The sequence below is a fragment of the Chryseobacterium sp. 2P genome, assembly GCF_059579425.1.
Map to the genome: position 1 here is coordinate 3647006 of NZ_CM184194.1, position 11529 is coordinate 3658534.

At 35.0% G+C, this 11529-nt stretch carries 9 protein-coding genes and 17 tRNA genes; all 26 read right to left on the reverse strand.

What is annotated here, in order from left to right:
• Positions 1–153 precede the first annotated feature (153 nt).
• Positions 154–1023 (reverse strand): nucleoside hydrolase, encoded by an 870-nt coding sequence (locus tag AC52CF_RS16580; RefSeq protein WP_496517405.1) that lies wholly within the window; start codon positions 1021–1023, stop codon positions 154–156.
• Between the two features lie 276 nt (positions 1024–1299).
• Positions 1300–2244, reverse strand: a complete 945-nt coding sequence (locus AC52CF_RS16585) for an MBL fold metallo-hydrolase (RefSeq protein ID WP_496517406.1) — start codon at positions 2242–2244, stop codon at positions 1300–1302.
• A 385-nt stretch (positions 2245–2629) separates the two neighbouring features.
• Positions 2630–3220 (reverse strand): RNA ligase 1 family protein, encoded by a 591-nt coding sequence (locus tag AC52CF_RS16590; RefSeq protein WP_214588626.1) that lies wholly within the window; start codon positions 3218–3220, stop codon positions 2630–2632.
• A gap of 51 nt (positions 3221–3271) precedes the next feature.
• Complete coding sequence (locus AC52CF_RS16595) at positions 3272–4288, reverse strand: RNA ligase, Rnl2 family (protein WP_214588625.1); 1017 nt, start codon at positions 4286–4288, stop codon at positions 3272–3274.
• Positions 4289–4380: 92 nt separating this feature from the next.
• Entirely contained in the window at positions 4381–4938 is a 558-nt protein-coding gene (locus AC52CF_RS16600; protein ID WP_214588624.1) for a DinB family protein, read from the reverse strand.
• Positions 4938–5309 carry a cyclic-phosphate processing receiver domain-containing protein gene (locus AC52CF_RS16605; RefSeq protein ID WP_214588623.1) on the reverse strand — a complete coding sequence of 124 codons (372 nt, stop codon included), beginning with the start codon at positions 5307–5309 and terminating at the stop codon, positions 4938–4940. The genes AC52CF_RS16600 and AC52CF_RS16605 overlap by 1 nt, the downstream gene beginning before the upstream one ends.
• A gap of 10 nt (positions 5310–5319) precedes the next feature.
• Positions 5320–6096 carry an ATP-grasp domain-containing protein gene (locus AC52CF_RS16610; protein WP_214588622.1) on the reverse strand — a complete coding sequence of 259 codons (777 nt, stop codon included), beginning with the start codon at positions 6094–6096 and terminating at the stop codon, positions 5320–5322.
• A gap of 24 nt (positions 6097–6120) precedes the next feature.
• Positions 6121–6933 (reverse strand): ATP-grasp domain-containing protein, encoded by an 813-nt coding sequence (locus AC52CF_RS16615; RefSeq protein WP_214588621.1) that lies wholly within the window; start codon positions 6931–6933, stop codon positions 6121–6123.
• Between the two features lie 124 nt (positions 6934–7057).
• Positions 7058–7543, reverse strand: a complete 486-nt coding sequence (locus tag AC52CF_RS16620) for a ribonuclease H-like YkuK family protein (protein ID WP_087708922.1) — start codon at positions 7541–7543, stop codon at positions 7058–7060.
• 201 nt (positions 7544–7744) lie between these two features.
• Positions 7745–7815 (reverse strand) — tRNA-Trp (locus AC52CF_RS16625).
• Between the two features lie 8 nt (positions 7816–7823).
• Positions 7824–7896: transfer RNA gene (locus AC52CF_RS16630), tRNA-Gln, on the reverse strand.
• An 88-nt stretch (positions 7897–7984) separates the two neighbouring features.
• A tRNA-Phe gene (locus AC52CF_RS16635) sits at positions 7985–8057 on the reverse strand.
• Positions 8058–8147: 90 nt separating this feature from the next.
• Positions 8148–8221, reverse strand: a tRNA-Leu gene (locus AC52CF_RS16640).
• Positions 8222–8510: 289 nt separating this feature from the next.
• Positions 8511–8583, reverse strand: a tRNA-Glu gene (locus AC52CF_RS16645).
• Positions 8584–8680: 97 nt separating this feature from the next.
• A tRNA-Glu gene (locus AC52CF_RS16650) sits at positions 8681–8753 on the reverse strand.
• A 166-nt stretch (positions 8754–8919) separates the two neighbouring features.
• Positions 8920–9006, reverse strand: a tRNA-Tyr gene (locus tag AC52CF_RS16655).
• A gap of 180 nt (positions 9007–9186) precedes the next feature.
• Positions 9187–9268: transfer RNA gene (locus AC52CF_RS16660), tRNA-Cys, on the reverse strand.
• 388 nt (positions 9269–9656) lie between these two features.
• Positions 9657–9730: transfer RNA gene (locus AC52CF_RS16665), tRNA-Met, on the reverse strand.
• A gap of 99 nt (positions 9731–9829) precedes the next feature.
• Positions 9830–9896 (reverse strand) — tRNA-OTHER (locus AC52CF_RS16670).
• A 97-nt stretch (positions 9897–9993) separates the two neighbouring features.
• A tRNA-Glu gene (locus tag AC52CF_RS16675) sits at positions 9994–10065 on the reverse strand.
• Positions 10066–10071: 6 nt separating this feature from the next.
• Positions 10072–10143: transfer RNA gene (locus AC52CF_RS16680), tRNA-Pro, on the reverse strand.
• A 147-nt stretch (positions 10144–10290) separates the two neighbouring features.
• Positions 10291–10364: transfer RNA gene (locus AC52CF_RS16685), tRNA-Arg, on the reverse strand.
• A gap of 99 nt (positions 10365–10463) precedes the next feature.
• A tRNA-Ile gene (locus AC52CF_RS16690) sits at positions 10464–10537 on the reverse strand.
• 100 nt (positions 10538–10637) lie between these two features.
• Positions 10638–10711: transfer RNA gene (locus AC52CF_RS16695), tRNA-Lys, on the reverse strand.
• 95 nt (positions 10712–10806) lie between these two features.
• A tRNA-Arg gene (locus AC52CF_RS16700) sits at positions 10807–10880 on the reverse strand.
• 98 nt (positions 10881–10978) lie between these two features.
• Positions 10979–11051 (reverse strand) — tRNA-His (locus AC52CF_RS16705).
• Positions 11052–11529 lie beyond the last annotated feature (478 nt).

The window sequence follows — 11529 nt, forward strand, 5'->3', positions numbered from 1 at the left end:
TTCTCTGTCATTCTGAACGGAACAAAGTGGAGTGAAAAATCTCTAAAATCTTTATGTGAGATTCTCTGAACTTCGTTCGTATCCTTTCAGGCTGTGTCAGAATGACAAACTTGCTGATTAAAATTGCAGTTTTAGTTTAATAATATTAATTCGTTAAGGTTTCATCACCATCCACAGATCTTTGAAATCCGGAATATGAGTTGTAATCAATGATGAGTTGTGTCCGGAGCTTTCTTTTACTTCACGAGAGCCCCATTCACCACGCTGTCTGTAAGGAATTACTTCCGCCCAGACTGCTTTTGACGGATCTATCGCCAATAAAGCTGCCACAGTATCATGAAGTGCCTTTTCTTTGAGTTCCACTGCTTTAAGAAATAGCTTCAATCCTTTATTTTCATTTAGAAAAGGGATCAGGATTTCTGCATCTTTCTTTGTAAAAACAGCAGCATGACAAACATTTTTACTGATCATCCGTCTCTCAGTCATTGGTATTGAAAGCAGCTTTTCAGCAGCCAATGGATTTCCGTTCAGATTGAATGTCGCACAGGTAATTTTTCCGTCAAATTTTTCCAGTCGATGTTCTTTTGGGACAATATTGTCGCCTGCAAAACCACCCTGACAAAACCAGCGATCGAAGAAAACTCCGGTTTCCCACAATGAATGCGGATTTGTAAGTGCTGCTCCCGTCAGTAAAGTACAATCGGGAAATTGATGGAGTGTTTCAGCCATAATGTTTGCTGCCGTATCATCCGCTTCTGATTCCTCAAATTTTCCGATCCAGTCTTGGTAAAAACCCGAAACACGGCTCACCAAAGATTTTGGAGTTCCTGCACCGACGCGGACATCTTCCCTATCCAGAATTTGCAGAACACGTTTTACAAATCCTATCTGATCTTTTCCTCCCGGATGTACGGATACGCTTGCGAGATGAACCTTGGGATGCGTCGCCAAAACAGCCAACGTCATCGAATCATCCGGATCAGCCGTTTCCATATCGAAATGAAAAGGTAATTTATTTTGCATGATTATTTTTAGTTTTTTTAATTTTAATTGAATAAATAATTTTAATTAATTGATTTATAAAATCATATTAATTTATCGCAAAGAAAAACAAAAGATTTTTTTACTTATTGAAAGTTGGTAAGCTAAACAAAGGCACTTCGTTTATTTAAAAAAGACAAAAATGGTATTACTTTGATAAGTTTTACGCCTTTGTATATCTTAAAAGCTGAATTCTTAATAATTGAAACTCTTTGTTTTACCTTGCGTTTAAGAAGACTTATCACGAACTCAGGTTAATTAATTTCCGTAAAATGCTTTATAAAAAGCGGTTTCAATTTTCAGTTGATCGCTTTCGACATATCGTCTCGAAAAGTGAATAGGAACTACTTCTTTTACTTCACATTCTTTCATGATTTTTCCGGATGCAGATGCAAAACTGTGATAGTTGATCTTCGCAAATTCCTGATCTTCATCTTTGTAGAATGTTTCGATGTACACCATATCCGCTTCCCTGAAAACCGTTTTTATCTTTTCATAATTATCTTCACAGACCGCGTGATCCATGATTACGCCTAATTTATATCCTTTGTTTCGAGTCAGAAAGTGAAATAAATCGGATGCTTTATAAACCGTTCCTTCAATCTCGATTTCTTGGTCGGAATCGTTGTTTTCAAAGGCTTTCTTCAATTCGCTGATCCATTTTCCTTTTTTGAATTCTAAACCTTTTTCATTAAAAGTCACCGAATCTTTTTCTCTGAATAAATAGGCGATGGAGTCTGTTTTGTGATCCAAAATTGCAAAATCAACATTCACATATTCGTCTTCAAAAAGGAAATGCTGAGTTTCTATCAATTCCAGATTCCAATGTGGAGGACGAATTTTATAGACATTAATTTCTTCTTTAGAAACGATTTCTCTAATCTCATATTCAATCGCATTTTCATCAATTAAATTCCATGTGTAAGATTTTAACCTTGCTTCAATCTGCTGTTGAATATTTTTCGGCCCGCAAATCACGATTTTTTCTCCGCTTCCAATCTGATGTCTGAAAATTCCGTCGAAATTGGAAAAGTGATCAATGTGAGTATGACTGATGAATATCGCTGAAACCGACTGTACTTCTTTTACCGTCAGCAAACTCGCTTCACCGCAATCACACAGATAATGCTTTGCTGAATTCGGGACTTTTATTAATATACTGATGTCTTCTTTTAATAGACTTTTTATTTCTGCCTGTAACATTTTTTCTAATTTTTTTTGATTATCCGTTATCAATCATAATACTTGATTTTAACGCTAAGCACGCAAAGATTTTTTATAAACAAACTGTTTTTAAGGTTCGCAGAGGCGTTAAAACTTAACCAAGATCGCAGAGGTTTTTATTATGACAAATTAAAGACAATCAGATTTTTTTAACAATAATTAATTATTTCTGCTGTCATTCTGAATGGAACAAAGTGGAGTGAAGAATCTCTAAAAAAATATTGTGTAGATTCTCTGAACTTCGTTCGCATCCTTTCAGGCTGTGTCAGAATGACAAACTTTCTGCATATTAGTCAGATCAGTTTATGGTTCAATTTAACACGTAAAAAGTTCCGGTAAATATATTACCGAAACTTCATCTTTATTAAACAATAAGTTCTTTTACTGATATTCTTCGTACACCAAAATCAGATTTTCTGATTTTGCACATACGATTGTCAGCAGTATGATGGAAAACAATACCCTCCATATCATTTTCGGGATTGCTCAAAAAGCTCTTGATAAATTCAAAGTCCAGACTTTCTAAACTAAGAATATTTTTGCCATGTTTTACCAATAAATGACCTTTAATATTCTCAGGATTTCCTTGTATCTTTTCACCAATGAGTTCGTAGGTTCCATCTTCCACCCTGCCCAATTCAGCCAAAGCACTGAAACCTTCCCAGAAGTATTGATCTTCTTTTTTATCAATATCACACGCTACCCAATGCGGATGATGACCTGTAATAAGATCTGCTTCCTGACACGGAATTGCGCCTGCAGGAGCTGTTTTTCCTTTTTTGGCATCGTATCTTTTGTATAATTTACCGTTGATTACTGCACATGCAGAACCATCAAACTTTTGTGTAGCAATAGCTTTCCCATCAAAAACCCAGTTGTTTTCAGGATTAATTTCGTTAATAACTCTTCCTAAATTATGTATATCTTTTTTGAATAATGTACTTATCTTTTTCATTTTTAATAGTTTTAATCACAAAAGTTTTATTCATCAGCATAACTCTCAAAACTATACTTTTGTGGAAATTAATTCTTCTTTTACGATGTCAATCACTAAAGAATTCAGTTTTTTATTGATTCTTTTCTGTTCTTCTTTCTCAATGGTTTCGAAAACTTTCGGAAAATCTTTTTCAAAATCTTCTAAAATATCCTGCGCAAAAAGACCAATGACTTTACCAACCATTTTGGGTTCAAATTCGCCAATTTTGCTGACCACGTTGTTTAACCTGTTTACTGTTGCATATTTTTGAATTTCTTCCCAGATATTATGAGCTTTTTCGCTAAAGCTGATTTGCTTTTGAACGGTTTTTTCCTGTTTTCTTACCACTTTAGATTTCTCGATCCATTTTTCATTTTTATTTTTCAAAATGACTCTTGAGCCGTTTCCAAAATATCTGGTTTTCAAAGTTTTCAAAATGGTTCCCTCACACATATTGTTATCGATTTCAGGAAGCCCAAGCCAGCCCGGAATTTTAGAATCGAAAACATTCGGAAACTTCAAAGCATCTTCCAAAGTTCCCTGAAAAAGAATTTTTGCATAGAAAAATCCGGTTTCTTCGAAAATTTCATTCACCACATCGGTATCCAGATAAGTAGTTCCGTTCAATTTAATGTCGAATGCGTAAAATTCGTTGTGAGGTGCATATTCAACACCTTTCTGCACTTTTACCGCATCTTTTATGGGTTCCACTTGTTTGTGTTTGTAACCTCCACCGAACAATTCACCGTAGATTACGACCGTCTCTACATCCGGATGAATATTTTTCACTTTTTCGAATACTTCGATGACGTTTTTTCTGTAACGTTCTAAAATCTGATGTGCGTTGAAGAATTTTTCATCCTTTTCGATGAAAGCGGTTCTCTTCCCGATTTTAATTTCCTTTCCATCGGTAAAGAAAGAGAAATTAGCACCGTGAACTTTCTCCTGCACGATGAAAACCTCATCCCCAAAACCCTGAATCCTGATCTGATCGATTACCCGGGTCTGGTAAGCGTTTTCTATTGAGTTATATGTTTTGAAAATCATTTTTTTAATTTTTAGTTTGTTTTTACTTAAACCTCACAGGTTTTGAAAACCTGTGAGGTTTCACTACTGTCTGAAAAAGACAATCCAAGCATTCAAATCGCTTCTAATTCATTATTTTTCATCTGAGTAAGGTGTCGCTGAGCATGAAGCGAAAGGAAATAAATGTACTCGTACACATTGATTTTCCCCAGTTCATTTACTGTCATTGTCGTTTTGCAGAGAAGACCTTCCCCGTTTTTCATCAGGTCTAAATAACTTAAGCATTGATGATATTGCTGAGTAATTAAACTTCTTATTTCAGTTAAATTTAATTCTCCTTTCGGCTCCATATGTTCTGGTCTTATCCATTCAAAAGCTCCATATTCACCTACTTTTTCAAACTTTTCCTGATTGAAACGGTAATTTTTTATTTCAAGATTCAAATCAAGATGCAGATAATTCCGCATTGCTTTTTTTGAGCCCTTTTCAATGAGTATCAACAGATAAAAGTTCGTGAGATAAATATGTTCTAAAATCTGCTGAACTGTCCAACCTCCATTTGAAGGTTGAAAATTCAACGTTTTATTGTCTTTATGAAACCATTTATCAACCTCATAAAAACTGAGTTTTAAATGCGTTTTTATGTCCTGAATGAATCTGAAAATATCCATTATAAATTTTTAAAGTTTTTTAAAAGGCTTTCAATATTTTCTTTTCCGACAGGATTCATGGAATGGCAATAGAACTGTGGCAAATCCAAATAATTATCCATGCAATATTCTACCAGCCATTTTGCACAATCGTAGCCTGTTTTTTCAACAAATTCCTGAGAATGGGGCTTCAAATAATGTTCATCGGCAAGATCGTGGTCAAAAGAGATCATTTCCGGAAGTCCTTTTTCCAAAATCCTGTTGACAAACTGTTTGTAATTCCGAACGATATGCCAGTCTTTTCTGAGGAAAATATCCTGCTTGGTATAATGATATGCTTCAATCGGATATCTTATATCATCCAGAAACAGTAATCTTTTTGTTATTTCCATTGCTTATTTTTTAATTCGAAAAGTAAATATTCAAAGCTTTGATAATACTTTTCACGTTTGTATTCGGATAAAATCCGGAACTGTTGATGCAGTTGATTTCAACAATCTTCCATCCTTCATCTGTGAAGCAAATATCCATTACAAAAGCTTCTTCCAGATTGAAAAGCTGAATCATTTCATTGGCGAAATTCAATCCTTCTTCTGAAACTTTTTCCTCAAAAGGAGCATGATCATTTAATTTATAATATCCTGCATCAATAATCTGTCCGCCAACAATCCAAAGTCTTGCTTCTTTTATTGTTCGTTTTGCTTCAGAAATCTGAACCAAAGAATCTTCTGTAATTCTGTTGGTTTGATTTTGCAATGCTTCAAAAGCAAAATCTTTCCATTCCGTTTCGTTGAAGACTTTTCCTGTAAAAATTTTCGCTTCATTGTAAGGTTTGATGAATTTGAGTTCATCTTTTTTCCAAATCAATTCTTCTGAAATTTTATGAACGGAAACTTTGTGATTAAGAAGGTTTTCACCATAATATTTGGAATACACTTCATACAAATGATTACCTCCGTAAAAAGAACCTGGAAACCAATCTGTATTTTGCTTTGCCAATCTTGCAATCGTCACCGAACCGTATACGAAAACATCTTTTCTGTCTGTTTCGAAGTCAATTTTTTGTGCGGTTGGAGGAATATTAATTACGCTGTAATCAATATTTAATTCGTCCAAAGCATCAAAAATTCTGTAATGATCGGGATCTAAATATATATTAGCCTGAACTAAAAAATACATGATTATTAATTTTTTAAGGTTCTTTTATTTGTTTTTTACAATACCCGCCAATTCCAGTTTTGCATCTTCAGGAAATCCTGAAAGTCCGGGAATATCGTTGTATTCTACAATTATTTTTTCTCCGTTTTCTGTTTCCAGAATATCAATGGCAATAATATCTGCATTGATATTTTCCTGTAACAGTTTTATTTTTTCTATCCATTCTTTTTCGGGCTCGATGAGTTGATATTCCTGAGTTAAAGAATTGGCTTTCCAATATTTACCTTTTCTTTTCATTGCCCAGACTTTATCATTGACAGCCAGATAACGGATATCATATTGATAATCAATAAATTTCTCTGTCGTCACATAATCCTGATGAATAAAGAGTAAATCTTTCAGTTCTTCCCATTGTTCTTCGGTTGAAACCAGACTTTTTCCATATCCACCATGATGATTTCCAACTTTAACCACGAAAGGAAACTGCATTTCCAGATTTTTCAATTGAGTTGTATTAGTTGCTACATTAAAATCAATCACAGGTAATCCAAGCTTTTTTAATCTGTTTAACATGGATAATCTGTCGTAACCTATTAATAATGTCGAAGCTGAATTCACGCATGGAATTCCTGAATATTCAATCAATTCCAAAATATTTCTGTGTTTTGCTTCAGGATTGATCGCTCCCAATCTCCAAAAAATAACATCCGGTTTGCAGACTCCATTCTCATCAATAACATACAGTTCAGCATTTTTTACGATAAATTCTGAGGTCTGAACTTTTTTCTGAACCACATCAAATCCTGCAAAATAATCCTGCCAGTATTTTTCTCCGTTGATGATTAAAATTGTTTTCATTTTTTATTTGTTATTACTTTAAACCTCACAGGTTTTGAAAACCTGTGAGGTTTCTGAAAGCTTTAAAATAAATGTAGAAAATTAAAAACTCTAATTTCCATACATCCCGCTTCCAGCTATTTCATCACACCATCATATCAGCACAATTGGAACTTGCGAAGGCGTAAGGTTTTGCTTTAAACACATACCCCATTCCCAGAATATATCCCATTGCGTCTCTTAAGGCAACATTGGATTTGAAATCCGGATCGGTGTTAATGTCTGCGTGTACCTCCATTTCCACTCCATAAGCATCCAGAACAGCGCAAATAGCGTAAGCAATTTCTACGGATTTGTTCACCTCGTTCAGCATACGTTCTTTGATACTGATAGTCTGTATTTCTCTTTCTTTTCTGATAAAGGTAAACGCTCCTTTTCCCTCACGAATAAATACTACTGCCGTAGCATAATTAATGGCTTCCCCATATACATGGGAATCTGAACCTACACAAACCTTCAGTCGGTGTCCATTTGCCTGTTCGCGGATGATGGCTTCTTCTACCAATTGGGTGATAGAGTTTTGGAAAATTTTTCCTGTCATGTTCTGCCATACTTGTTGTTGCGTTTCCATTTTTTCTACATGTTTTTTGTTTTGTCTTTGTTTAAATATTTGTTTTAACGCAAAGTGCGCTAAGTTTTTTTACCTACTATTTGTTTTTAAGTTCGCAAAGGCGTTTGACTACGTCGAATCTTCGATTTCACTCAGCTAAGAACACAAAGCTTTTTTAAATTCACTTGCGAAGCAAATTGACCATTGACCATTACATTCCTGCACTCCGAACCGGATTCGAACCAATACCATCAGTTTTGGAGACTGAGATGCTGCCATTACACTATCGGAGTAGTTTTTGTTGATTCATCAGGACTCGAACCTGAACAACAAGAGTCAAAGTCTTGTGTGCTGACCAATTACACTATGAATCAATTTTATAAGTAATGAGTAATAGGTAATTAGTAATTTTTTTGCGCATAATTCATTACTTATTGCACATTACTTATTACTTATATCTCGTGGAACAGACAGGAATCGAACCTGTACCTTTAGTTTTTCAGACTAACGTGCAGACCTGCTACACCACTCTTCCAATTTTATAGGTAATGAGTAATTGGTAATCAGTAATATTTTTTGCCTGCAATTTATTACCCATTGCTTATTACCGATTACTTATATTCTGTACGGGAAGAGGGATTCGAACCCCCAAAACCTTGAGCCTAAATCAAGTGTGTCTACCATTTCCACCATTCCCGCGGATTTTTTATGAATGATAATTGATTAAGAGATAAATGATTTAATACATAGCCTTTTCATCATTTATAATTTATCGTTCATCATTTATAAAATTAGGTCCGAGAAAAGCCTGTCTATATTTATAAACTATGCCTGTAATGTTTTTTTAAAGATCTTCTGCGCTCGACAGACCTTTCTCTTTCCATTTAACCTATTTCTTTGTGAATTGTCAATCGTCAATTTACTTCGTAGTCAATTCTTAAAATTCACTTGTGGAGCAAAATTCACCATTCACCTTTTCACTTTCCTGTACTCTATAAGGGAATCGAACCCTTGTTTTCTGCTCGAAAGGCAGGCGTCCTGAACCGTTAGACGAATAGAGCGTTTTTGTTGTGAATTGTGAATAGTCAATTTCTTTGCAGTCAATTCTTAAAATTCACTTGCGGAGCAAAATTCACCATTCACCTTTTCACTTTCCTGTACTCTATAAGGGAATCGAACCCTTGTTTTCTGCTCGAAAGGCAGGCGTCCTGAACCGTTAGACGAATAGAGCGTTTTTGTAGTGAATTATTAATCGTCAATTTTACTTTGTAGTCAATTTTTAAGATTCACTTGCAAAGCAAAATTCACCATTCACTTTTTTTGACCATCTGACCAGGAGTCGAACCTGAACAACAAGAGTACATTTCCTGCATGCTGCCATTACATTATCAGCGGTGTGGTGGAAGTAGTAGGATTCGAACCTACTCAGCAATGAAGCAACAGATTTACAGTCTGCCCCGACTCTCCAGCTTCGGCGTACTTCCCTTTTATAGATGATAATTGATAAAAGATGAATGATTTTCATTCTAATTTTTACCTTTTAGCATCTAAATTCTTTCTTGTGAAGAAAAACAAAGCCTGTCTTAATTTTTAGTTTGATGTAAGAACTTCTGCGCTCGACAAACTTTTTCTTTCTTCGGAACTAATCTCATTTTAGTTATTTGAGATGGTTATGGGATTCAAACCCACTCAGCTTACGCAACGGTTTTGCAGACCGCCCCGACTCTTCCACTTCGGCGAACCATCGTTCTTATGAGTAATCAGTAATAGGTAATGAGTAATTTCCCAATATTCTGATTATTCTTTTTTATTTAAATTTTCATTAAAAATAAAGTCTGTCTTAATTTTTGTTTGATGTAAGAACTTCTGCGCTTTGACAAACTTTATCTGATCTAAAATTTATATTATGTTTAAAACTTTCATTGTCCCGCTTCAAAATGAGTTAAGAAAAAGCCTGTCTATATAATATCGTGTTTTTGGCTAAAGATCTTCTGCTCTCGACAAGCCTTTTCTTTTTTCTCTTTGAAACAATTAACTTAGTTTGAATTGTGAATAGTCAGTTATCAATCTGCTTTGTTTGTCAATTTAAAATTCACTTACGAATTAAATTCACCATTGACTATTCATTTTTCTGTAATTTCGGAAGGACTCGAACCTTCAACCTTCGGCTTATGAAACCGATACTCTAACCCATTGAGCTACGAAATCGTTTTTAATTTGGTGAATAGTCAATTATCAATTCGCTTTGCTTGTCAATTTTAAATTCACTTACGAAGTAAAATTCACCATTGACCATTCACTTTTCTGTAATTTCGGAAGGACTCGAACCTTCAACCTATGAAACCGATACTCTAACCTATTGAGCTACGAAATCGTTTTTAATTTGGTGAATAGCCAATTGTCAATTCGCTTTGCTTGTCAATTTTAAATTCACTTACGAAGTAAATTCACCATTGACTATTCACTTTTTGCACTCCATAAGGGAATCGAACCCTTGTCGTTCGGTAGAAAGCCGAATGCACTAACCTCTATGCTAATGGAGCAAACTGTCTGGAAAGCAGGGTTCGAACCTGCGACCTCCCGCGTCCAAGGCGGGTAAACAACCACCGTTATCTTTCCAGTTTTGCAGATTCACTTTCATTTTCTTTTCCGGGAGACAGCCGGAGCCGAAATTTTCCGTGAATCTTTGCGGTCTATGCGAGAATCGAACTCGCAGTGCCCGAGAGACAGTCGGAAAGGTTAACCATTACCTCAATAGACCTTTTTTGTGATTCCGACAGGGTTCGAACCTGTAACCCTGGGTTTAGAAAACCCATGCTCTATCCGGTTGAGCTACGGAACCTTAATAATGTGAATGATCAATGGTCAATTGCCAATTCGCTTTGCTTGTCAATTTTAAATTCACTTGAAACAAAATTTACTATTGACCTTTCATTTTTTGTAATCCCAGAAGGACTCGAACCTTCAACCTTCGACGTATCAGGTCGATGCTCCAACCATTTGAGCTATGAGATTGTTTTTTTTATTTTGAATAGTCAATCGTCAATCTGCTTTGCCTGTCAATTTTTAATTTACTTATGAAATAAAATTCACAATTGACTATTCACTTTTTTTGTAATCCCAGAAAGATTTGAACTTTCAACCCCCGGTTTAAAAGACCGGTGCTCTAACCATTTGAGCTATGAGATTGTTTTTATGTTGTGAATGGTCAATCGTCAATTCGCTTTGCCTGTTAATTTTGAATTCATTTGAAACAAAATTCACTATTGACCATTCATTTTTTGTAATCTCAGAAGGACTCGAACCTTCAACTTTTGGTTTCGTAGACCAACGCTCTATCCAATTGAGCCATGAGATTATTTTTAATTTGTGAATAGTCAATCGTCAATTCGCCTTGCTTGTCAATTTTTAAATTTACTTACGAAGTAAAATTCACTATTGACTATTCACATTTTTGGGTATCTCCGGGGATCGAACCCTGTTCTCCGGTGCCACAAACCGACGCTTTACCAAATAAGCTAGAGAAACCATATACCATAAAAAAAGCGCCTCTTTTCGGGAGGCGCTTTATATTTCTGGGCGTGTCAGTTCATTAGCTGACCCATGTATATAAGCACCTTTTTCCCACAAATTCACTATCAAGAAGAATAACACAAGCATATCTTTGCCCCATCGGTTCTGTACCGCGTTGTCCTGAATATAAATTAGATATGTTATGTAATTGTTTCATTTTATTCTTGTTGTTTTAAAAATGTTTTTTTGAAAGGCTTGAAAACCTGTTGCGTTCAATTTTCGGTTGCAAAGTAAATATGATTTTTTTTAACTCGCAAATTTATTTTTCATTTAAATATTTGGAAATCAATTAATTATGTGCCAATTTTAGAATAGAGAATTTCCGTCCGCAATACTTTGCAGATGTCTCAAATACCTAAATGACTGTCTCTCATCGGGTTACTGATCACGCTTTATTTTCTTATTAATTGTTCATTTGTTATTAAATAATTTTC